23 protein-coding genes are annotated in these 21,834 nt (G+C 73.2%); 8 read left to right on the top strand and 15 right to left on the bottom strand.

The window, feature by feature from the left end:
• The first annotated feature begins 61 nt into the window (after positions 1-61).
• Together AB0947_RS15250 and AB0947_RS15245 are read left to right on the top strand one after the other, a co-directional pair.
• On the top strand, positions 62-1,294 hold the full coding sequence (locus AB0947_RS15250) for a cysteine desulfurase (RefSeq protein ID WP_366750810.1): 1,233 nt from the start codon (positions 62-64) through the stop codon (positions 1,292-1,294).
• A gap of 114 nt (positions 1,295-1,408) precedes the next feature.
• Positions 1,409-1,876: a DUF6314 family protein gene (locus AB0947_RS15245; RefSeq protein ID WP_366750809.1), complete on the top strand. Its 468-nt coding sequence runs from the start codon at positions 1,409-1,411 to the stop codon at positions 1,874-1,876.
• Here the strand turns inward: AB0947_RS15245 and AB0947_RS15240 are convergent.
• From AB0947_RS15240 to AB0947_RS15230, 3 genes are read right to left on the bottom strand one after another with little or no spacing between them, the layout of a single operon-like run.
• On the bottom strand, positions 1,858-2,451 hold the full coding sequence (locus AB0947_RS15240; protein WP_366750808.1) for a histidine phosphatase family protein: 594 nt from the start codon (positions 2,449-2,451) through the stop codon (positions 1,858-1,860). The two genes, AB0947_RS15245 and AB0947_RS15240, sit on opposite strands and share 19 nt — an antisense overlap.
• A gap of 49 nt (positions 2,452-2,500) precedes the next feature.
• Positions 2,501-2,953 carry a GNAT family N-acetyltransferase gene (locus AB0947_RS15235; RefSeq protein WP_366750807.1) on the bottom strand — a complete coding sequence of 151 codons (453 nt, stop codon included), beginning with the start codon at positions 2,951-2,953 and terminating at the stop codon, positions 2,501-2,503.
• Positions 2,954-2,963: 10 nt separating this feature from the next.
• Positions 2,964-4,442 carry a PLP-dependent aminotransferase family protein gene (locus AB0947_RS15230; RefSeq protein ID WP_366750806.1) on the bottom strand — a complete coding sequence of 493 codons (1,479 nt, stop codon included), beginning with the start codon at positions 4,440-4,442 and terminating at the stop codon, positions 2,964-2,966.
• On the opposite strand from AB0947_RS15230, the gene AB0947_RS15225 reads away from it, so the two are divergent.
• Complete coding sequence (locus AB0947_RS15225; RefSeq protein WP_366750805.1) at positions 4,441-5,352, top strand: DMT family transporter; 912 nt, start codon at positions 4,441-4,443, stop codon at positions 5,350-5,352. The genes AB0947_RS15230 and AB0947_RS15225 overlap by 2 nt on opposite strands.
• Positions 5,353-5,371: 19 nt before the next feature.
• On the top strand, positions 5,372-5,569 hold the full coding sequence (locus tag AB0947_RS15220) for a DUF1918 domain-containing protein (protein ID WP_366750804.1): 198 nt from the start codon (positions 5,372-5,374) through the stop codon (positions 5,567-5,569).
• Here the strand turns inward: AB0947_RS15220 and AB0947_RS15215 are convergent, their stop codons facing one another.
• Positions 5,570-6,844 carry a family 10 glycosylhydrolase gene (locus AB0947_RS15215; protein ID WP_366750803.1) on the bottom strand — a complete coding sequence of 425 codons (1,275 nt, stop codon included), beginning with the start codon at positions 6,842-6,844 and terminating at the stop codon, positions 5,570-5,572. It lies immediately after the preceding gene.
• A 170-nt stretch (positions 6,845-7,014) separates the two neighbouring features.
• Here AB0947_RS15215 and AB0947_RS15210 point away from each other — a divergent pair, with 170 nt between their 5' ends.
• The gene (locus AB0947_RS15210; protein ID WP_171158003.1) at positions 7,015-7,875 is read left to right on the top strand and encodes a 3-hydroxybutyryl-CoA dehydrogenase; all 861 of its coding nucleotides are present in this window, start codon (positions 7,015-7,017) and stop codon (positions 7,873-7,875) included.
• Positions 7,876-8,069: 194 nt separating this feature from the next.
• Positions 8,070-8,330, top strand: coding sequence for a hypothetical protein (locus tag AB0947_RS15205; protein ID WP_171158001.1), 261 nt, complete (start codon positions 8,070-8,072; stop codon positions 8,328-8,330).
• 11 nt (positions 8,331-8,341) lie between these two features.
• Here AB0947_RS15205 and AB0947_RS15200 read toward each other — a convergent pair whose 3' ends face one another.
• The 10 genes from AB0947_RS15200 to infC form a co-directional block, all read right to left on the bottom strand.
• A complete protein-coding gene (locus AB0947_RS15200; RefSeq protein ID WP_366750802.1) occupies positions 8,342-8,878 on the bottom strand; it encodes an NUDIX hydrolase in 537 nt (178 codons plus the stop codon).
• A 65-nt stretch (positions 8,879-8,943) separates the two neighbouring features.
• Positions 8,944-10,284: a transcriptional regulator gene (locus tag AB0947_RS15195; RefSeq protein WP_366750800.1), complete on the bottom strand. Its 1,341-nt coding sequence runs from the start codon at positions 10,282-10,284 to the stop codon at positions 8,944-8,946.
• 187 nt (positions 10,285-10,471) lie between these two features.
• On the bottom strand, positions 10,472-11,569 hold the full coding sequence (locus AB0947_RS15190; protein WP_366750799.1) for a PP2C family protein-serine/threonine phosphatase: 1,098 nt from the start codon (positions 11,567-11,569) through the stop codon (positions 10,472-10,474).
• A 166-nt stretch (positions 11,570-11,735) separates the two neighbouring features.
• Positions 11,736-14,258 (bottom strand): phenylalanine--tRNA ligase subunit beta, encoded by a 2,523-nt coding sequence (gene pheT, locus AB0947_RS15185; RefSeq protein WP_366750798.1) that lies wholly within the window; start codon positions 14,256-14,258, stop codon positions 11,736-11,738.
• On the bottom strand, positions 14,258-15,379 hold the full coding sequence (pheS, locus tag AB0947_RS15180) for a phenylalanine--tRNA ligase subunit alpha (protein WP_366750797.1): 1,122 nt from the start codon (positions 15,377-15,379) through the stop codon (positions 14,258-14,260). The genes pheT and pheS overlap by 1 nt, the downstream gene beginning before the upstream one ends.
• A 152-nt stretch (positions 15,380-15,531) precedes the next feature.
• On the bottom strand, positions 15,532-16,662 hold the full coding sequence (locus tag AB0947_RS15175) for an ATP-binding protein (RefSeq protein WP_366750796.1): 1,131 nt from the start codon (positions 16,660-16,662) through the stop codon (positions 15,532-15,534).
• Between the two features lie 50 nt (positions 16,663-16,712).
• The gene (locus AB0947_RS15170) at positions 16,713-17,573 is read right to left on the bottom strand and encodes an RNA methyltransferase (protein ID WP_366750795.1); all 861 of its coding nucleotides are present in this window, start codon (positions 17,571-17,573) and stop codon (positions 16,713-16,715) included.
• Between the two features lie 194 nt (positions 17,574-17,767).
• Positions 17,768-18,151: a 50S ribosomal protein L20 gene (rplT, locus tag AB0947_RS15165; RefSeq protein WP_014671645.1), complete on the bottom strand. Its 384-nt coding sequence runs from the start codon at positions 18,149-18,151 to the stop codon at positions 17,768-17,770.
• 96 nt (positions 18,152-18,247) lie between these two features.
• Complete coding sequence (gene rpmI, locus AB0947_RS15160) at positions 18,248-18,442, bottom strand: 50S ribosomal protein L35 (protein WP_004933563.1); 195 nt, start codon at positions 18,440-18,442, stop codon at positions 18,248-18,250.
• 122 nt (positions 18,443-18,564) lie between these two features.
• Positions 18,565-19,263, bottom strand: a complete 699-nt coding sequence (gene infC / locus AB0947_RS15155) for a translation initiation factor IF-3 (protein ID WP_366750794.1) — start codon at positions 19,261-19,263, stop codon at positions 18,565-18,567.
• A 340-nt stretch (positions 19,264-19,603) separates the two neighbouring features.
• Here infC and AB0947_RS15150 point away from each other — a divergent pair, with 340 nt between their 5' ends.
• Entirely contained in the window at positions 19,604-19,978 is a 375-nt protein-coding gene (locus AB0947_RS15150; RefSeq protein ID WP_366750793.1) for a DUF1844 domain-containing protein, read from the top strand.
• A gap of 23 nt (positions 19,979-20,001) precedes the next feature.
• Here AB0947_RS15150 and AB0947_RS15145 read toward each other — a convergent pair whose 3' ends face one another.
• Positions 20,002-20,730 (bottom strand): SseB family protein, encoded by a 729-nt coding sequence (locus AB0947_RS15145; RefSeq protein ID WP_366750792.1) that lies wholly within the window; start codon positions 20,728-20,730, stop codon positions 20,002-20,004.
• Positions 20,731-20,879: 149 nt separating this feature from the next.
• Between AB0947_RS15145 and AB0947_RS15140 the strand changes: the two genes are divergently transcribed.
• Positions 20,880-21,830, top strand: a complete 951-nt coding sequence (locus AB0947_RS15140; RefSeq protein WP_366750791.1) for a serine hydrolase — start codon at positions 20,880-20,882, stop codon at positions 21,828-21,830.
• Positions 21,831-21,834: the final 4 nt, after the last annotated feature.

Here is a 21,834-nt window from a genome sequence, read left to right as displayed (position 1 = left end):
TGAGGAGGACTTAGCGTGTCTCACGGTGAATCGAGAACGAAACCGTGAGAGGTGAGCCGTCGTGGGCTTCGACGTGGACGCACTGCGCAAGGACTTCCCGATCCTTCGGCGGACGGTGGCGAGCGGCGCGCCGCTCGTCTACCTGGACTCCGGGGCGACCACCCAGAAGCCGCTCCAGGTGCTGGACGCCGAGCGGGACTTCTACCTCACGCGCAACGCGGCCGTGCACCGCGGGGCGCACCAGCTGGCGGGCGAGGCGACGGAGGCGTACGAGCAGGCCCGGCACACCGTCGCCCGGTTCATCGGCGCGGCCGACGACGAGGTGGTCTTCACCAAGAACACCACCGAGGGCATCAACCTGGTCGCCTACGCGCTGGGCAACGCCGGCCGGCTCGGCCCCGGCGACCGGATCGTGGTGACCGAGATGGAGCACCACGCCAACCTGGTCCCCTGGCAGCAGCTCGCCGAGCGGACCGGCGCCACGCTCGACTGGTTCGGCCTCACCGACGACGGCCGCCTCGACCTGTCCCGGGCGGACGAGCTGCTGGACGAGCGCACCAGGGTGCTCGCCCTCACCCACCAGTCCAACGTCCTCGGCACCGTCAACCCGGTGCGCGCCCTCGCCGACCGCGCCCACGCGCACGGCGCCCTCGTGGTCGTGGACGGCGCCCAGTCCGTCCCGCACCGCCCGGTCGACGTGGGCGAGCTGGGCGCGGACTTCCTCGCCTTCTCCGGGCACAAGATGCTCGGGCCGAACGGCGTCGGTGTGCTGTGGGGCCGCGCCGGGCTCCTCGCCGGGCTGCCGCCGTTCCTCACCGGCGGCTCCATGATCGAGGTCGTGGAGATGGACCGCACCACCTTCCTGCCGCCGCCGCAGCGCTTCGAGGCCGGGGTGCCGATGACCGCGCAGGCGGTGGGGCTCGCGGCGGCGGTGGAGTACCTGGAGCGGCTGGGCATGGCCGAGGTGGCCGCGCACGAGGACACGCTCACCGCCCGCGCCCTCCAGCTGCTCGCCGAGGTGCCCGGGGTCCGGGTGGTCGGCCCCGCGGACCTCACCGACCGCGGCTCGGCCGTCTCCTTCACGGTCGACGGCGTCCACCCGCACGACGTCGGCCAGGTGCTGGACGAGCGGGGCGTCGCCGTCCGTGTCGGCCACCACTGCGCCCGCCCGGTCGTCCGCCGCTACGGCATCCCGGCGACGACCCGGGCGAGCTTCTACGTCTACAACACCCTTCAGGAGGTGGACGCGCTGGTGGACGGCGTCCGGGCGGCGCAGAAGTACTTCGGGGTGTGACCGGCGGGTTGTGCCGCCGCCATCTCCGCCTGATTGCCGACGGCGGTCGTGCGCGTCCACGGGGCACCCGGCACCCCGCACCCGGCGGCACCGGGGCCGCGTAAGCTCCGGGACATGCGTGAGTTCTGGCCGGTGCCCGACGTGCTGGCCCATCTGGCCGGGCGGTGGCGCGTCGAGCGTGACGTGCGCGACCTGGCGAGCGGGGACGCGGGGCACTTCACGGGGACGACCGTCTTCACCGCGCTGGACGGCGGCGGGCTGCTGCACGAGGAGTCCGGCACCTTCACCTGGCAGGGGGTGGCCCGGCCCGCCACCCGGACCCTGCGCTTCCTGCCGGGACCCACGCCCGGCCGGGCCGACGTGCGGTTCGCGGACGGACGGCCCTTCCACGAGCTGGACCTGACCACGGGCCGGTACGTCGCCGGCCACCCCTGCGCGGCCGACTTCTACCGCGGCGAGTTCACCGTCCGGGACGCCGACCGCTGGCGCACGGTGTGGCGGGTCGGCGGACCCGCGAAGGACCTCGTCCTCACCACCGACTACGTGCGCGAGGCAGCGGCCCGCTATCCGCGCGGGGCCTGAGCCGGAACCCCGTCGAAGCGGAGGTTCCAGCGGCCGGCGCGGCCCGTGACCGTCGTCGTGGACAGCGGGCGGACGTCGATGTTCCAGTAGGACGAGGGGGGCGCCTTCAGCGCGTAGACCAGGGCCGCCCGGATCACGGACGGCTCGGCCACGGCGACGATCCGGCCGCCGTCGTCCGCCGGCCGGGTGTCCAGCCAGCCGCCTACCCGGGAGATGAACGCCAGCAACGACTCGCCGCCGTGCGGGGCGGACCGCGGGTCGGCGAGCCAGGCGTCCACCGCGTCCGGTTCCCGGGCCATCGCCTCGCCCGGCGTCAGCCCCCGCCAGCGGCCCATGTCGCAGTCCCGCAGCGCGAGCTGGACCAGCGGGGCGTAGCCCAGGGCGTCGCCGGTGGCCCGGCTGCGCGGCGTCGGCGAGCAGTAGCGCAGCTCGGCGGCGGCCAGCGGCAGCAGGTCCCGGGCGACCCGCTGCACCTCGTCCCAGCCGCCCTGGTCCAGCGGCCGGTCGTCCTCGAAGCGCTCCGCGAGCGGCGCGGCACCGCGCGCGGCGGCGACGAACGTCAGCCTCAGTGGCATGCGGTGATGGTGGGCCCCGGCGAGCAGCAGGTCAAGAGAAGCGGCGCGGTCAGGCGCCGGCCGTCCGCCCGAAGGTGTGCACCATGTACAGCTCGGGGCGGTCCAGCGGCCGGAAGCCCAGCTTCTCGTAGAGGCCGTGCGCGTCCTGCGTCGCCAGCAGCAGGCGGCGCAGGCCGAGCGGCTCCAGGTGCGCGCGGACGCGGGCGACGAACGCCGCGCCGACGCCCTTGCCGCGCACCGCCGGGTCGACGTACACGTCGGCGAGCCAGGCGAAGAGCGCCTGGTCGGTGACCACGCGCGCGTACGCCACCTGCTCCCCCGAGCACGTGTCGTACACCCCGAAGTTCAGCGAGGACGCCATCGCCCGCTCGTGCTTCTCCCGCGGGCGGCCGACCGCCCAGTACGCGTCGGACGACAGCCAGCCGTGCACGCGCTCGACGTCGACGCGGTCGGAATCGGCGGAGAACTCGTACCCCTCGGGCAGGTCGGATGCATCGCTCATACGGTGATCCTCACAGGCCCGGCTGCTCGCCGGCGAGCGGATTGCGCACGGCTTCGTCGTACGCCGCCCGCAGCCGCCGCACCCCCTCCGCGATCTCCCCGGTGCCGGCGACCGCGGCGAAGCTCAGGCGGAGGTGGGCGGCGGGGGGTTCGGCGCTGAAGTAGGGGCGGCCGGGGGTGACGGCGACACCGGCGCGCAGGGCCGCCGCGGTCAGCGCGGCCTCCGCCCCGGAGCCGACGGCGCCGTCGGGCAGCCGCACCCACAGGTGGTAGCCGCCGGACGGGATGTGCGGCAGGGCCAGGTCCGGCAGCTGCCGGGCGAGCGCGCTGGTCATGGCGTCGCGGCGGGTCTTCAGCTCGACCGACAGCGCCCGCAGGTGGCGGGGCCAGGCCGGGGAGCCGACGAGTTCCAGGGCGGCCTCCTGGAGCGGCCGGGGGACGAAGAAGCTGTCCACGACCTGGATGGCGCGCAGCCGTTCCAGCACCGGCCCGTGCGCGGCCAGGGCGCTCACCCGGAAGCTGGGCGAGGTCGCCTTGGTCAGCGAGCCGACGTGGACGACGACGCCGTCCGGGTCGTCGGCGGCCAGCGGGCGGGGCAGCGGGCCGGCGTCGGCGTGCACGAGCCGGCGGACGTAGTCGTCCTCCACGACGAAGGCGCCGGCCTCCCGGGCGATGCGCAGCACCTCGGTGCGCCGGGTGGGAGCCAGCACCGCGCCGGTGGGGTTCTGGAACAGCGGCTGGCAGACGAAGACGCGGGCACCGGTGGCGTGGAAGGCGTCCGCGAGCAGGTCCGGGCGCACCCCGTCGGGGTCGACGGGCACCGGGACGGGACGCAGTCCGGCCGCGCGGGCGAGGGCCAGCATGCCCGGGTAGGTGGGCGACTCCACGAGCACCGGGGCGCCGGGCGGGGCGAGCGCGCGCAGGGCGGTGGCCAGCGCGGCCTGGCCGCCCGCGGCGATCAGCACCTCGGCCGCGGTGACGGCGCCGCCGATCCCGCGCGCGAACCACTCCCGCAGCTCCGGCAGCCCCTCCAGCGGCGGTCTTCCCCAGGCGCCGGGCCGCCGCCCGGCCCGGGCGAGGGCCGCCGCCATGGCGCGCTCGGGCTGGAGCGAGGGGTGCAGATAGCCGCCGCTGAGCTCCAGGACCCCGGGGGGCGGCGCGGCGAGCGAGACCGTGACGCCCGAGGCGTCCACGGTGCGCGGTACGAGGTCGGCGGCGCCGTCGGCGCTCAGCGCGACCTCCTGCCAGGAGGTGTCGCCGGCGAGGGTCTCGCCGCCGTGCGGCCGGGCCCGGAAGGCGCCCGCGCCGGGCCGGGTGACCACCAGGCCCTCGGCGGCGAGCCGGGCGAGTGCCCGGGAGACGGTCACGGGGCTCACCCGGAACCGTTCGACCAGCGCCCGGCTCGACGGGAGCTTTCCACCTGGAGAGTAGCGGTCGAGCTCTCTCCTCAACTGTTCCGCCAGTTCGCCCACACTGCTACGCTCTTGCATGAGAGTACAGAGTAGCGCTACTACCGCGAGTCCGATAGCAGTCGGCACCCCCGGGGAGTTCCGGGGACTCGGCACCGTCCAGGCCGCCCTCGGCGTGGTCGCCTTCTCCCTGACCTTCCCCGCGACCGCCTGGGGCCTGGAGAGCTTCGGCCCGTGGTCGCTGGTGGCGGTGCGCGGCGTCCTCGCAGCCCTGGTCGCCGGCGGCTGTCTGCTGGCCCTGCGCGTACGGCTGCCGGCGCGGCGGCACCTCGCCGGGCTCTCGGTGGTCGCCGCCGGAGTGGTGCTCGGCTTCCCGATGCTGACCACGCTCGCGCTCCAGACGTCCACCACCGCCCACGCGGCCGTCGTGGTGGGCCTGCTGCCGCTGACCACCGCCGTCTTCTCGGCGCTGCGCACCGGCGCCCGGCCCTCCCGCCGGTTCTGGCTGGCGGCCGTGGCGGGCGCGGCGGCCGTGCTCGCCTTCACCGTCGGCCAGAGCGGCGGCGCGCTCACCACGGCCGACGGCTATCTCTTCGGGGCGCTGCTGGTGTGCGCGGCCGGGTACACCGAGGGCGGCCGGCTGGCCCGGGTCATGCCGGGCTGGCAGGTCATCGGCTGGGCGCTGGTGCTGTGCCTGCCGCTGACCGTGCCGGCCGCGGCGCTGGCGCTGTCGTACGAGCCGGTGCGCCTGGGCGCGCACGGCGTCGCCGGCCTGGTGTGGGTGGCGCTCGGTTCGCAGTTCCTCGGGCTGGTCGTCTGGTACCGCGGAATGGCGGCCATCGGCATACCCCGGGCCAGCCAGTTGCAGTTGGCTCAGCCCCTGCTCACACTGGTGTGGTCGGCGCTGCTGCTGGGCGAGCACTTCACGGTGGCCGCTCCCCTGACCGCCCTCGCGGTGCTCGTGTGCATCGCCGTCACCCAGCGGTCGTGATCGTGAGGAGGGCCTGTAGATGCGCGCGTCCAAGGGCGACAAGCTGGTCCAGCACGGCAGGGTGGTGGGTCAGCACGACCACGTCTCGGAAGTCGTAGAAGTGCTCGGGCAGGAGGGCAACCCGCCGTACCGCGTCCGTTTCGAGGACGGGCACGAGGCGATCATGTCCCCCGGCCCCGACTGCCAGGTCAAGCACAGGAACGAGCAACAGCATTAGTCAGCGCGGTGGGTCCGCCGGCCCGGGGTAGTGGTCGGCGACCACCCGTGCCATCGCCCCGATCCGGTCGGCGGCCACGTCCGCCGCGGCGAAGAACACGTGCCCGCGCACCTGCGGGTACCGGGCGGCGAGGGTCAGGTGCCGGGACAGTTCGACCGGGTCCCGCCAGGCCGACGACTCCCCGGCGGCGCCCGCCCGGTACAGGGCCTCGCCGATGTAGAGCTGGGTCCTGGTGCCCTCGGCGGCCCGCGCCCACCAGTCCAGGAGCCGGGTGTAGTCGGCGGCGGGGTCCCCGATGTGCCAGTAGAGCTGCGGGACGACGTAGTCGATCCAGTGGTTGCGGACCCAGGTGCGGGTGTCCGCGTACAGGTCGTCGTACGTCTGCACGCCCGCCTGTGTGTCGGAGCCGCGCGGGTCGGTCGACGCGTTGCGCCATACCCCGAAGGGGCTGACGCCGAACCGGGTGCCGGGGCGGACCCGCTTGATGCCGGCGGCCGTCTCGCGCACGAGGGTGTCGATGTTGTTCCGGCGCCAGGCGGCCCGGGAGGAGAAGGCACCGCCGTGGCGGTCGTACGCGTCGTCGTCGTCGAAGGTCTCCCCGTCGGCCGGATAGGGGTAGAAGTAGTCGTCGAAGTGAACGGCGTCGACCGGGTAGCGGGCGACCGCGTCGAGGATCGCCTGCCGCACGAAGGCGCGCACCTCGGGCAGGCCGGGGTTGTAGTAGAGCCGGCCGTCGTAGGGCACCACCCAGTCGGGGTGCTTGCGGGCCGGGTGCGAGGCGGTCAGCCGGCCCGGATTGGTGTGCTGGGCGATCCGGTACGGGTTGAACCAGGCGTGCAGCTCCAGGCCCCGGGCGTGTGCCTCCTTCACGGCCGTGCCGAGCGGGTCCCAGCCCGGGTGCCTGCCCTGGGTGCCGGTGAGGTACTCGGACCAGGGTTCGTACGGCGACGGCCACAGCGCGTCGGCCGTGGGCCGCACCTGGAGGATCACGGTGTTGAGCCGGTCGCGGACCGCACGGTCGAGGTGGGCGGTCAGCTCCTCGCGCTGCGCGCTCGCCGGGAGGCCGGCCCGCGAGGGCCAGTCCCGGTTGGCGACGGTGGCGATCCACACGCCCCGCATCCGGCCGGCGGCGCGCGCGGCGCGGCCGGCGGCGTGCGGCGTGGGAGCGGGCCCGGCCCGGCCCGGGACCGGCGTGCTCCGCGTCGGCACGGCCGGTGCCGTGGCCAGCGTGGACAGCGCGCCCAGGGCGAAGGTCCGCCGCGACATGCGCCCCATCGGCACACCCTCATTCGCTCGGGATCCGCTCGGTCACGGACCGCTGTGCGGTTCAGGATCCCCCACCCCCGCGATCGATCATCGATACTTGGCGGTAACGTGCACGATCGGAGCAGGCGCCGAACCCGGAGGTCTGCCAGCGAGCCGGAGAACTCAGCGAAGGGAACGATGTGACCGACATCGAGCGCGTCGGAGTCGTGGGCTGCGGCCAGATGGGCGCGGGCATCGCCGAGGTGTGCGCCCGCGCGGGACTGGACGTGAAGGTCGCCGAGACCACCGGCGAGGCCCTGGAGATCGGCCGTACCCGGCTGTACAACTCCCTGGCCAAGGCCGCCGAGCGCGGCAAGATCTCCGAGGAGGAGCGGGACGCCACCCAGGCGCGGCTGAGCTTCACCACCGACCTCGGCGAGTTCGCCGACCGGGACCTGGTGATCGAGGCCGTCGTCGAGAACGAGCAGGTCAAGACGGAGATCTTCCAGGTGCTCGACCAGGTGGTGACCCGGCCGGACGCGATCCTGGCCTCCAACACCTCCTCGATCCCGCTGGTGAAGCTGGCGGTCGCCACCTCCCGCCCGGACCACGTGGTCGGCGTCCACTTCTTCAACCCGGCCCCGGTGCAGAAGCTGGTCGAGCTGATCCCGGCGCTCACCACCTCCGAGGGCACGCTCAGCCGCGCCCAGGTCTTCGCCGAGAAGGTGCTCGGCAAGCACGCCATCCGCGCCCAGGACCGTTCCGGCTTCGTGGTGAACGCGCTTCTCGTGCCGTACCTGCTGTCCGCGATCCGGATGTTCGAGTCGGGCATCGCGAGCCGCGAGGACATCGACAACGGCATGGAGATGGGCTGCGCCCACCCGATGGGCCCGCTGAAGCTGTCCGACCTGATCGGCCTGGACACCATCGTCTCCATCGCCAACTCGATGTACGCCGAGTACAAGGAGCCGCTGTACGCCGCTCCCCCGCTGCTCCAGCGCATGGTGGAGGCGGGCCGGCTCGGCCGGAAGACCGGCTCGGGCTTCTACACCTACGGCTGATTACGAACAGCGACGCCCACGGGCCCGGCACCGGAATCCGGTGCCGGGCCCGTCCGTTTCACACACCGTGTGCGCGCCGGGCACGCATATGCCCGCCACACACGCTCCCCACGCGCCCACCAGGCGAGTTGACTCATCATGCGCATGCAAGGGATGCGGAACCATCCATTTCGACCACCGAAAGGAGCGGACCTGTGACCGCCGAACCGGAGCATCCCGTGGTCCATGGAGAACTCGCAGAGTTACGGCGCCGCCTCGACGTGGCCTATGCCCGTGTCGAGGGAGGACTGGCGCTGCTGCGCCACCGTACCGAGGAGACCGCCAAGGAACTGGACGAGCTGAACACCCGGATGGCCTCGCTGGAACACGCACGCTGGCCGCTGCCCTCGCTCGCCGCGCTGACCGCGCTCGGTGCGCTCGTGGTGACGGTGTGGCAGGCGCTGGCCGCCCGCTAGCCGCCGGCTCCCTAGCCTTCCGCGAGCCTGAGGTGGTGCAGCAGGAGTAACGCGGCCGCCATGTTGGCGGCCGGGACCTCCCCACGGGCGATCAGGTCGGGGACGAGTTTCAGGGGCACCCATTCCCGCCGGTCCGACTCGAAGTCGTCCACGGGGTGCCCGATGTACTCGCCCCGGTCGGACCAGTAGATGTGGTGCCGGGCGTCGGTGAGGCCGTTGGACGGCTCCACGCTCATCAGGTGGTGCAGGGGCCCCGGCCGCCAGCCGGTCTCCTCCTCCAGTTCCCGGGCCGCCGCGCTCGCGATGTCCTCGCCGTCCTCGACGACGCCCGCGGCCAGCTCCCAGCCCCAGCTGTCGGTGATGAAGCGGTGCCGCCACAGCAGCAGCACCTCGTTCGCCTCGTTGACGACCGTGGCCACGGCCACGGGGCGCAGCCGGATCAGGAAGTGGTCGAGGTGCCGGCCGTCCGGCAACGCGACGTCCGCGAGATTGACGCTGAACCAGCGGTTTTCATACACAGTCTGTTCGCTTTGTTTCGTCCACTGCACGGTTCTGCCACCTTCCGCCGAGTAAGTGGCAATATCGCAGCAGGGACGGTGCGCCTACAGAGGGCCTACAGCGGTACGCGCAGTGCCCCGTCGATGAGTTCGGCGGCTTCGGCGGTGCCGGCCGAGCCGCAACGCACCAGGTGCTCGCGTACCGCGCGCAGTCTGTCGCGCAGCCGCTGGGACTCCATTCCCCGTGCCTGCTCCGCCATCTGCACGGCGGTGGCGACGGCCTTGTCGGCGTTGCCCTGGCGCAGTTCGATGGTGCTGAGCATGGCCAGCCGGTGCACCCGGCCCCGGTCGTGGGCCGGGTTGTCGACGGCCTCCGCCGCGTGCTCCCGGGCGGCGGCGAGTTCCCCGAGGCTCAGCAGCGCCTCGGCCACCTGCACGTTGACCAGCCCCGGCTGGACGTACCCGGTCTCGTCGGGCTCGTGGCCCCGCCGGATCCGCTCGGCCGCCGTCTCCGCCCGCCGGATGCACGACAGCGCGCTCGTGCTGTCCCCGAGGTGCGCGTACGCCTTGGCCTGCATCGCGTACAGGTCGGAGGCGAGCGCCGGGGTGATGTGCCGGCCGGCGGCGCGCAGCGCGGCCTCGGCGAAGGCGACGGCCTGCCGGTACTCCCGCATGAACAGCGACTGGTTGACCAGCAGCGCGATGACGTACGCCCCGAGACCGCGGTCCCCGCTGGCCTTCGCCAGCCGCAGCGCCTGGTGGAAGTAGCGCTGGGCGAGCCCGTGCGCGTCGGAGTCGTACGCGCAGATGCCCGCGATCGCCACCAGGCCGCCGGTGGCCCGGTGCAGTTGACGGCCGGTGGCGTCCGTGTAGCTGCCGCGCAGCAGCGGCGCGGCCTCGGAGTTGAGGAACCCGACGATCCGTGAGCGGGTCGCGACACCGCCGGTCTTGCGGTACATCTGCTCGTAGTGCGTCCGGGCGGCGCGCAGCATCTCGATGTCGGCCGTGGTCACCGGGTGCCGGCCGCCCCGGGAGACGTCGACGTCCTCGGGCGGGTTCTCCCACTCCCACACCGGCATCACCGCCGGCGTCCCGGTGACGGCCGGGGCGCCCAGCACATGGGGCCGCTGCTGTTCGTCCGAGCGCCACAGGGCGGTGGCCCGCTCCACGAACCCGCCCAGCGAACCGGGGTGCGGGGTGCTGGGCTCACCGGGCACGCCGAGCCCGATGTCGTCGAGCGTGACGGGGCGTTGCAGCCGTGCCGCGAGCACCTCGCAGATCAGGTCCGGCACCTGACCGCGGGGCCGCTGGCCCTTCAACCAGCGTGCCACGGCGGTGTGTTCGTACCGCAGCGCGAGTCCGCGGGCGCGGCCCGCCTGGTTCACGTGGGCGGCGAGACCGGCGTGCGAGATGCCCGCCTCGTCCAGGATGGCGTCGAGCAGGGTGTTGGGCTGCATGGGATGCCCCCCGAGTGGCCTGGTGCGGTCAGCGTAGTGGCTGGGCGTTCACACGGGGTGTGAACCGAGTGCCCGTATCCGTGGCGTACGCGCGCTGTTGCGGAGCGTGTCGATCCGGTTGACTGAGATGCCTCGCGAGAGGCCGGCCGGGCCGCCGGCTCCCCCTCGAACGACGGCGGCCCGGCCGCTAGCCGTACGTCGTCGGCTGCGGGCGGGTGGGTGCCGTACCCGCGCACGCGGCGGAGTCGCTGATGCCGTCGCCCCGCGCCCCCGGGGAGTCGTGGCCCGCCCCTCGCCGGCCGTTCCGCAGGACCAGTACCGCGACGTCGTCCGTCGTCCTGCCGAGCGTGTGGCGCAGGAGGCCCGTGAAGACGGTGCGCAGGACCTTCTGGGGTGAGACGGGGTGGTCCCGGACGGCCGCGCGCAGGGCCTCCGGCAGCGAGAAGAACCGTCCCCGGCCGTCCCTGGCGTCCTCCGCCCCGTCCGTGAAGAGGACCAGCGACTCCCCCGGACCCAGCCGGCCGCAGGGCAGGACCTCCAGCTCGGCCGGCAGCGGGAACGCCCCCAGCGGCGGAAGGGGGTCCGCGCCGGTCAGCTGCTCGACCCTGGTCCCCCGCAGCGCGTACGGCCACGGATGGCCGCAGTTGAGGGCGCGCAGCTCGCCGTCCCGGCCGATCTCCAGGAGGAGCACGGTGACGAACTCCTCGGCGACCGGGTGGTCGAGGTCGCAGCGGCCGTGCGCGGGGTGCTCGGCGCGGGCGCGTTCGCGCAGGTGGCGGGCGAGGGCGCGGTCCAGTCTGCGGAGCACGCGGTCGAGCCCGGGCTCGTCGTGGGCGGCCTCGCGGAAGCTGCCGAGGAGGGCGGCGACGGTGCCGAGGGCGGCCAGGCCGTGCCCGCGTACGTCCCCCATCACCACCCGGACCCCGTGCTCGGTGGCGACGGCCTCGTACAGGTCGCCGCCGACGCTAGCGCCCCGGTCGGCGGAGAGCTGGGCGGCGGCGACGTCGATCCCGTCGAGCCGTGGCGGCAGCGGACGCAGGACGACGTCCTGCGCGGCGTTCGCCGCCCGCCGGGCGAGCCGCAGCTCCCGCAGCAGGGAGTGGCGGACATGGACGATGAGGCCGGTGCCGACGGCGAAGAACACGGCACTGGTGACGATGCGGGCCCCGAGCCCGTTCTGCTGGGCGAGCGGACAGCCGAACTTGTAGCCGACCGCGACGGCTCCCCAGACCGTGGGCAGTACTGCCACCCGCCCGGTGGGCGCCCGTGCCTTGATGCGGATCATGCCTCTGGTCCCCCATATGGGCCTGACAGAGGAATCGGACCGGCCCCGAAAGGCCGGTCCGATTCTGTCGACGGCATGACCCGGGCGGCGAGGATCACCCTCACTTCCCACCCGAACGAGTGAGCCTCCGTCGGTCAGCCCGCATTTATGCAGCTGGCGGAGGCGTTCAGCCCCGGAGCACCGCCCCGGTCCGCTCACCCGCGAGGGCGACCGCCGCGTCCCGCGCGGCCGAGGCCTCGTCCACGGTCAGCGTGCGGTCGGCGGCCCGGAACCGCAGCGCGTACGCGAGCGACTTGCGGCCCTCCCCGAGCTGCTCGGCGTTCTCGTACACGTCGAACAGCCGGATGGACTCCAGCAGTTCACCGGCGCCCTCGCGCAGCGCCGCCTCGACCTCCACGGCCGGCACCGGCTTGTCGACGACGAGGGCGACGTCCTGCGTGGCGACCGGGAACGTGGAGATGCCCGGCGCCTGCGGAACGCCGTCGCCCACCGCCTCCAGGGCGTCCAGGTCCAGCTCCATCGCGCACGTGCGCTCGGGCAGCCCCAGGGCCTTGAGGACCCTCGGGTGCAGCTCGCCCGCGTGACCCACGACCTGCTCCGCGCCGTCGGCGACGACCACCAGCTCGGCGCACCGGCCGGGGTGCCACGGACCGTACTGCCCCTTGCGGACGACCAGGTCGGCACCGGCCTCCCGGGCGACGGCGCGCCCGGCCTCGACGGCGTCGGCCCAGTCGGCCGGACGGCCCTTGCCCCACCAGCCGGCCTGCTCACGGGCGCCCGCGAGGACGACGGCCACGTGCCGGGGCTGCTCGGGCAGCGCGGCGTTCAGCGCGGCGATCTCCTCGTCGGTGGGACGCCGGTCGACGGGCAGGTGCGTGGCACCGCGCGACTCCTCGCGCGGCAGGAAGACCAGCCCGGTCTCGAACAGGGCGAGGTCGTGCGAGCCCCGGCCGTCGTTGCGCCGCAGGGCGCCGAGCAGGCCCGGCAGCAGCGTGGTGCGCAGCGCCGGCTCCTCGTCGCTGAGCGGGTTGACCAGCTTCACGACGCGGCGGGCCGGGTCACCGGCCTCCAGCCCGAGCTGGTCGAAGACCTGCTCGCTGACGAACGGGTAGTTCGGCGCCTCGACGTAGCCCGCGCCGGCCAGCGCCCGGCCGACCCGCCGGTGCAGCCGCTGGCGGTGCGTCAGACCGCGGCCCGAGGGCGGCTTGGGCAGCGTGGAGGGCAGGTTCTCGTAGCCCTCCAGCCGGATGACCTCTTCGGCCAGGTCGTTCGGGTCGACCAGGTCGGGACGCCAGGACGGCACGGTGACCAGCAGCTCGTCCTGCCCGTACACGTCGCAGCCGACCTGCTGGAGACGGCGTACGACCGTCTCGCGGCCGTAGTCGACGCCCGCGACCTTGTCCGGGTGGCCGGCCGGGAGGGTGATGGTGTGCGGCGCCGAGGGCGCGATGATCTCGGTGACGCCGGCCTCCGCCGTACCGCCCGCGAGGAGGACCAGCAGGTCCACCGTGCGCTGCGCGGCGGCAGCGGCGGCCTGCGGGTCGACGCCCCGCTCGAAGCGGCGGGACGCCTCGGAGAGCAGCTTGTGGCGGCGGGCCGTCCGGGCGATGGAGACGGCGTCGAAGTGCGCGGCCTCGATGACCACGTCCGTCGTGCCGTTGACGCCGTCCTCGGTCACCTCGTGGTCGGCGATCTCCGTGTTGGCGCCGCCCATCACCCCGGCGAGGCCGATCGGGCCGCGTTCGTCGGTGATGACCAGGTCCTCGGCGTGCAGCGTGCGCTCGGTGCCGTCGAGGGTGACGAGCTTCTCGCCCTCCCGCGCGCGGCGCACGCCGATGGTGCCCTGGACCAGGGACCGGTCGTAGGCGTGCAGCGGCTGGCCCAGCTCCATCATCACGTAGTTCGTGACGTCGACGGCGAGCGAGATCGGGCGCATGCCGACCTTCTGGAGCCGGCGCCGGAGCCAGATCGGGGAGCGCGCCTCGGGGTGCAGACCGGTGACCGTGCGGGCGGTGAAGCGGTCGCAGCCGAACGGGTCGGAGACCTGGACCGGGTAGCCGTAGGCGTTCGGCGCCGGGACGTCGATCAGGGCCGGGTCGCGCAGCGGCAGGCCGTAGGCGATGGCGGTCTCGCGCGCGACACCGCGGATGGACAGGCAGTCGCCGCGGTTGGCGGTGACGGCGATGTCCAGGACCTCGTCGACCAGCTCCAGCAGCTCGATGGCGTCCTTGCCGACCTCGGTCTCCGGCGGCAGCACGATGATGCCGTGGGTGCCGTCGTCGCCCATGCCCAGCTCGTCGCTGGAGCAGATCATGCCGTGGGACGTCTTGCCGTAGGTCTTGCGGGCGGAGATGGAGAAGCCGCCGGGCAGCGTGGCGCCGGGCAGGACCACGACGACCTTGTCGCCGACCTGGAAGTTGCGGGCGCCGCAGACGATCTCCTGGGGCTCGCCCGTGCCGTTGGCCTGGCCGACGTCGACGGTGCAGAAGCGGATCGGCTTCTTGAAGCCCTCCAGCTCCTCGATGGTCAGCACCTGGCCGACGACCAGGGGGCCCTTGAGGTCGGCGCCGAGCTGCTCGACCGTCTCGACCTCCAGACCGGCCGAAATGAGCTTGGCCTGGACGTCACGGCCGGTCTCGGTCGCCGGCAGGTCGACGTACTCCCGCAGCCAAGAAAGCGGGACCCGCATCAGATCTCCATCCCGAACGGCCGGGTGAACCGGACGTCACCCTCGACCATGTCTCGCATGTCGTCGACGTTGTGGCGGAACATCAGCATCCGCTCGATGCCGAACCCGAAGGCGAAGCCGCTGTACTTCTCCGGGTCGACGCCGCAGGCGGTGAGCACCCGCGGGTTGACCATGCCGCAGCCGCCCAGCTCGATCCAGCCCTCGCTGGAGCAGGTGCGGCAGGGCCGGTCGGGGTTGCCGACGGACTCGCCCTTGCAGACGTAGCAGAGCATGTCCATCTCGGCGCTCGGCTCGGTGAACGGGAAGAAGTTCGGCCGCAGCCGGGTCTTCATGCCCTCGCCGAACAGCGACTGGACCATGTGGTCCAGGGTCCCCTTGAGGTCGGCCATGGTCAGGCCCTCGTCCACGGCGAGCAGCTCGACCTGGTGGAAGACGGGCGTGTGCGTGGCGTCCAGCTCGTCGGTGCGGTAGACGCGGCCCGGGCAGATCACGTAGACCGGCAGCTCGCGGTCGAGCAGGGAGCGGATCTGGACCGGCGAGGTGTGGGTGCGCAGCACGACACCGGACTCGGCGCCGCCGTCGGGCCCCTGGACGAAGAAGGTGTCGGCCTCACCGCGCGCCGGGTGGTCCGGGCCGATGTTCAGGGCGTCGAAGTTGAACCACTCCGCCTCGACCTGGGGACCCTCGGCGACCTCGTAGCCCATGGCCACGAAGATGTCCTCGATGCGCTCGGAGAGCGTGGTCAGCGGGTGGCGGGCACCGGCCGGGACGCGGTCGTACGGCAGCGTGACGTCGACGTCCTCCTCGACCAGCACGCGGGCGTCCCGCTCGGCCTCCAGTTCGCCCTGGCGGGCGGCGAGGGCCTTGTTCACGGCGCCGCGCGCCATGCCGACGCGCTTGCCTGCCTCGGCCTTGGCGTGCGGGGGGAGCGCGCCGATCTCGCGGTTGGCGAGGGCCAGCGGGGAGGCGGGGCCGGTGTGGGCGACCTTGGCCTCGTGGAGCGCGTCGAGGGAGTCCGCGGCGGCGAAGGCGGCGAGCGCCTCGTCCCGCATGCGCTCGATCTCTTCCGGTTTCAACGCCTCGACCTCGACAGGGTCGTACGACTTATTGGGTGCCGACATCTCTTCCCGTGCTTCCGATTGTCCCCCAGCTGACGCTGGGAGGTGCCCCCTGGCGGATGGTCCCCGTGACCGGCGTAGAGGGCCGTGCAGGACACAAAGGTGCCAAAGGCCGAGTCTAACGGGGTGGACGTAGACGAATGGCCCGTGGGCCGCTAGGCGAGATACGCAGGCGCGCTCACGGGCAACGTAAATCGGAACTCGGCGCCGCCGCCGGCGGCCCGGCCGACCGTGATCGTGCCGCCGTGGGCCTCGACGATGCCCTTGACGATGTACAGCCCGAGGCCCGTGCCGCCGCGCTTGCTGCCCCTCCAGAAACGGGTGAAGACGCGGTTCATGGACTCCTCCGGGATGCCGGGCCCCTCGTCGCTCACGGTGACCGACGTGCCGGTTTCCTCGCCCTCGCGCGGGGACGGCGTGGGCGTGACGTCAATGGTGACGGTTCCCTCGCCGTGCCGCACGGCATTTTCGATGAGGTTGCTGAGCACCTGGTCGATCTTGTCGGGGTCGGCCCACAGGGCGGGCAGCGGCTGTTCGATCCGCAGCAGGAACCGGTCGGCGGGCTGGCCGGCGGCGACGTAGGCCTGGATGTGCCGGGAGACGGCGGCCCCGATGTCGACGGGCTGGCGGCGCACCTCCAGCCGCCCGGAGTCGATGCGGGAGATGTCCAGCAGCTCGGCGATCAGACGGGTGACCCGGTCCGCGTCGGCGTCGACGGTCTCCAGCATGAGCCGCTTCTGGTCGTCGGTGAAGCGTTCCCACTTGGCGAGCAGGGTGGCGGTGAAGCCCTTCACGGAGGTCAGCGGGGAGCGCAGCTCGTGGGCGACGGTGGCGATCAGCTCGGCGTGGCTGCGCTCGGTGCGGCGGCGGGCCTCGGTGTCCCGCAGGGAGATGACCACGCTGCGCACCGGACCCAGCGGCGCGTCGCGCACGTAGCGGGCGGAGACGAGGACCTCGCGGCCGCCGGGCAGCAGCAGGTTGCGCTCCGGCTGCCGCACCCGGATGGCGAGCCCGCCGTAGGGGTCGGTGAGCTGCCACCAGCGGCGCCCCTCCAGGTCCTCCAGCGGCAGCGCCTTCTCCAGGGACTGTCCGAGGGCGTCGGCGGGCCGCACCGCGGTGATCCGTGCGGCGGCGGCGTTGAAGCAGGTCACGCGGCCGTGTGCGTCGGCGACGACGAGGCCGTCGGGCAGCTGGTCGGGATCGACGCCGGAGCCGGCGCACCGGGACGCGGGCGCGCCCCGCGCGTCCCGTCCTTCCGGCGCGGTGCTCGTGCCGGCCACAGTCATCCCCGTACCCCACCTCTCAGACGGCGCAGGGCCCCGCGCTGGTCACCCTACTAGCTCTCGGTGACGGAGCGGCACCCTCCGGAGGCGCGCTGTGCACGGGCCGACGCGTAGAGACATACGGCGGCGGCGGTGGCGAGGTTCAGACTCTCGGCCTTCCCGTGGATCGGGACGCGTACGACGGCGTCGGCGAGGGCGCGGGTCTCCTCGGGCAGTCCCCAGGCCTCGTTCCCGAACACCCAGGCGGTCGGCCCGCCCATGGTGCCCCGGTCCAGCTCCTCGTCCAGGTCGCGGTCGCCGGCCCCGTCCGCGGCCAGGACGCGCACCCCGGCCTCCCGCAGCGCGGCCACGGCCCGCTCGACGGGGACGCCGACGGCCACGGGCAGGTGGAAGTGCGAGCCGACGGAGGCCCGGACGGCCTTGGGGTTGTACAGGTCCACGGAGGCGTCGGTGAGGATCACGGCCTCGGCACCGGCGGCGTCGGCGCAGCGCAGCACGGTGCCGGCGTTGCCGGGGTCCCGCACGTGCGCCAGCACGGCGACCAGCGTGGGCCGGGCGGCGAGGATGTCCTCGAACGGGGTGTCCAGGAAGCGGCAGACCCCGACCAGGCCCTGCGGGGTCACGGTGGTGGAGATGTCGGCGATGACCTCTTCGGAGGCCAGGTGCACCCGGGCACCGGCGTCGCGGGCCGCGCCGATGATGTCGGCGTACCGCTCCGCGGCCTCCACGGTCGCGAACAGCTCGACGAGGGTCGGGACGCCGTCGACCCGGTGCCCGGCCGCCTCCCGGACGGCCTGCGGCCCTTCGGCCAGGAACAGCCGGTCCTTCCCCCGGAAGTTCCGCTTGGCCAGCCGCCGCGCGGCGGAGACACGGGTGGACCGGGGAGAGATCAGCTCAGGGGTGGCGGGGGGCATCCTCGTACTTTCGGAAACTCGTGGCGCCCCCGAAGGGGCGCGGGGCTCTGTCGATATGCGGCTCCGCCGCGTGGGCGCGGCCGGCCCCCACCGGCCGTCGGCCGAACGACCGCCGAGGGGCCCAACGACAGGACCCGCAAGCCGTGACAGCCTGCGGGTCCTACAGTGAGCGTCGGCTCAGAGCCGGCGCGGCGTCACGCGGCCTTGGGCGCGTTCACGTCCGACGGCAGCGCCTTCTGCGCGACCTCGACGAGCGCCGCGAAGGCGCTCGCGTCGTTCACGGCCAGCTCGGCCAGGATCTTGCGGTCGACCTCGACGTTCGCGGCCTTCAGACCCTGGATGAAGCGGTTGTAGGTGATGCCGTTGGCGCGGGCAGCGGCGTTGATGCGCTGGATCCACAGCTGACGGAAGTCGCCCTTGCGCTTCTTGCGGTCGTTGTAGTTGTAGACCAGCGAGTGGGTGACCTGCTCCTTGGCCTTGCGGTACAGGCGCGAGCGCTGACCGCGGTAGCCGGAGGCCTGCTCGAGGATCGCCCGGCGCTTCTTGTGGGCGTTGACTGCCCGCTTGACGCGTGCCACTTGTTAACTCCTTGTAGCGGGGTCGTGGTGGTCCTCACACGACCCGGAATCGATTCGGTCCCGGTCCCGACGCACGGCGCTCAGCGCGCCGACGCGTCACTTGCCGAGAAGCTTCTTGATCTTCGCGGCGTCGCCCGGGGCCATCTCGGCGTTGCCGGTGAGGCGACGCGTGACGCGGGACGACTTGTGCTCGAGCAGGTGGCGCTTGCCGGCGCGCTCACGGAGCACCTTGCCGGAGCCGGTGACCTTGAAGCGCTTGCTGGCACCGCTGTGCGACTTGTTCTTCGGCATAGCGCCGTTATCTCCTCGTCGGTGGCGCTCCGGTGCCCGGTCGTGAAACCGGGCACGGTGGAGCGTCGCTCTCTTCTGTCGGTTACATCCTCGGGGACGTACGGGACGTACATCCCCCGGGATCACGCCTCGGCCGGCTCCTCGGACGGCGCCTCGGCCGACTCCTCGGACGGCGCTTCGAACGGCGCCTCGGCCTCGGCAGGGTTCTGCGACTTGCCGGGGTTCGCCTTCGCGTCGGCCTTGCGGGCCTCCTGCGCCTGGCGGGCCTCGGCCATCGCCTCGGTCTTCTTCTTGTGCGGACCGAGGACCATGATCATGTTTCGGCCGTCCTGCTTCGGGTTCGACTCCACGAAACCGAGGTCCTGGACGTCCTCCGCGAGCCGCTGCAGCAGTCGGTAGCCCAGCTCGGGGCGGGACTGCTCGCGACCACGGAACATGATCGTGATCTTGACCTTGTCGCCCTGCTTGAGGAACCGGACGACGTGACCCTTCTTGGTGTCATAGTCGTGCGGGTCGATCTTCGGCCGGAGCTTCATCTCCTTGATGACCGTGTGCGCCTGGTTCTTGCGCGCCTCACGGGCCTTCATGGCCGACTCGTACTTGAACTTCCCGTAGTCCATGAGCTTGCACACTGGCGGACGGGCGTTCGCCGCGACCTCGACCAGGTCCAGGTCGTACTCCTGCGCAAGCTCCAGTGCCTTCGCGAGCGGCACGATGCCGACCTGCTCGCCACTGGGACCGACAAGTCGCACCTCGGGAACGCGAATCCGGTCGTTGATGCGGGGCTCGGCGCTGATGGATCCTCCTCGGTAGCACCACACGGCGGTCTGGCGGACAGCCGCGTAACGTCTCTTTTCGTGAGACCTAACCGCGCCGAAGCATAAAAAATGCCCCGGACGATCACAGGCGGGGCTCCAAACGACCGGAGCACCGCCGCGATGCCGCGGGGCGCGCTTTCGGGCGACTCCATCGTCCGTACGGAACGATGGCGGCCGCCTGACCGGGTGACCCGCCGTCCCAGGGGACGGTCGGGTGGGAGATCGGAGCCTCCACTTGTGGGCCGGACACAACCATGTCCAGCCGGTCGTCCTCCAGATTAGCAGGATCGCTTGACAAGGGCGAATTCAGGGGCGCCGGGCGCGACCACCTATGGTGTGGGGCATGAGTGACACCCCTGCCGAGCCCGCTGAGTCTTCAGAGGTCCCCGACTTCGACGCGATGACCCGGGACATCGCCGAGGTCCCCGCCGTCGAGGTGATCGTGACGGTCGCCGTCAACCTGATGAGCGCCGCCGCCGTGAAGCTCGGGCTCAGCGAGGAGGGCGAGAAGTACAAGGACCTGGACGAGGCCCGCAAACTGATCACCGGGCTCGCCGGTCTGCTGGACGCGAGCGCGACCGAGATCAGCTCCTTCCACGCGGCTCCGCTGCGCGACGGCCTGAAGTCGCTCCAGCTGGCGTTCCGCGAGGCGTCGATCGTCCCGGACGAGCCGGGCCAGGGGCCGGGCGAGAAGTACACCGGCCCGGTCTACGGCTGACCCGCTCCCCCGCGACTGATCCCTTACCTCACGTACAGGGGCTCGCCCGGAGGCGTGGTCCCGGCCGGCAGCAGTGCCAGGTCGAGACCGCGCACCAGGCGGGCCCGCAGTGTTTCGTCGGCCGCCAGCCGCTCGGCGACCGCCCGGGCGGCCTCGGCGGGCGGCGCGGCCGGGTCGAGGACGAGGGCGAGGGTGCCGTCGGCCTGGCCGGGCCCGAGGTGGGCGCGCAGCACGGCGGGCTCCGCCGCCACCGCCGTACGCACGGCCTCCACCACGGCGGGGTCGGCGAGCGGGTCGGTGCTGGTGCGGCCCTCGGCGAGGGCGAGCAGCGCCGGGCCGGTCAGCTCGAACGGCACGGGGCCGGCGAGGTCGAGCACCACCGTGTCGGCCTTCTCGTGCGCGGCGGCCTGGAGGGCCTGGTGCAGGGGGACGGCGACCGGGCGGGCCGCGGGGTCCCAGCGGGCGAGGGAGTCGGTGGAGGTGAAGGCGGGCAGCGCGGTGCGGCCGCCGGCCTTCAGGGTGGGTACGGCCATGTCGCTGGTCTTCTCGCGGCGCAGGCCGTTCTCGTCCTCCTCCACCTCGCCGAGCACGGCGACGACGGGGACCAGCAGACGGGCGCCCCGGAGCGCCTCCAGGACGGGCCCGAGGGCACTGCGGTCCTCGGCCCAGGCGGCCAGCGCCGCGCTCAGCCGGGGGTCGGCGGAGCCGTCGTCGTCGGAGAAGCCGGGGTCGGGAATGTTCTTGTTCGCCACGGTCCCTGACCCTATAGGGGGACGGCTGCGGGGCCTGTCCGGGGCCGGGGACGCCGGTGACAGCGCGTTCACAGCGATCCCGGTCTTCCCTGACCCGGCTCCCAGCTCCGTCCCACGGGGCGCACAGCCGCTGCCCCGAGCATCGCGGCATGGAGTCCTCGGGAGCCCGCCGTGGCCGCCGCGCGCGACCGCCCCGGCGCCGTGCCCTGCTGTGCACCGCCCTCGCCGTCGTCGCCGTGGGCGGGGTCACCGCCGCCGGCACGGTCTACGTGCAGGGCCGGGCACGCCCCGCGGCCGTGGCCGTATCGTCGGCGGCGGCGCCCACGGCCACCGCCTCGGCCGGGGCCGGGGAGGAGGCGTCCGTGCGCGAGCCCGCGGCGGTGGACCGGAAAGCCCTGCTGAGCGCTGCCATGGCCAAGATCGGGGTGCCGACGGGCGCGCGGGTGTCGGCGGCGGTGCTGGCGCCGGGGTCCGGGGAGAGCGCCGTGTACGGGGACGCCTCCTTCGACACGGCGAGCATCGTCAAGGTCGACATCCTGGCCGCGCTGCTGCTCCAGGCGCAGGACGCCGGCCGGCGGCTGACGGCGCCGGAGCGGGCGTACGCCACGAAGATGATCGTCAACAGCGACAACGCGTCCGCGACCGCCCTGTGGCACACGATCGGGCGGGCCGCCGGGCTGGACGCGGCCAACGAGCGCTTCGGGCTGACGGGGACCTCCGGCGGGGACGGTGAGCTGTGGGGGCTGACGCGGACCACCGCGGCCGACCAACTGGTCCTCCTCCAGCAGGTGTTCGGTGAGCGCTCGAAGCTGAGCGCCGCCTCGCGGACGTACCTTGAGGGGCTGATGAAGTCCGTCGAGCCGGACCAGCGGTGGGGGGTGTCGGCCGCCGCCGAGGGCAACTCCTGGGCGCTGAAGAACGGGTGGCTGCCGCGCAGCACGACGGGGCTGTGGGACGTGAACAGCATCGGCCGGGTGACGGTGGACGGGACCGACTACCTGGTGGCGGTGCTCTCGGACGGCACGGCGAGCCAGGCGCGGGGGATCTCCCTGGTGGAGGCGGCGGCGAAGGCGGCGGTAGGGGTGTTCGGCGACGAATGATCCC

Origin of the sequence: Streptomyces sp. NPDC047841, from assembly GCF_040704085.1 — a bacterium.
Classification (GTDB): domain Bacteria; phylum Actinomycetota; class Actinomycetes; order Streptomycetales; family Streptomycetaceae; genus Streptomyces; species Streptomyces argyrophylli.
This window is presented reverse-complemented; position numbering and strand designations above follow the sequence as displayed.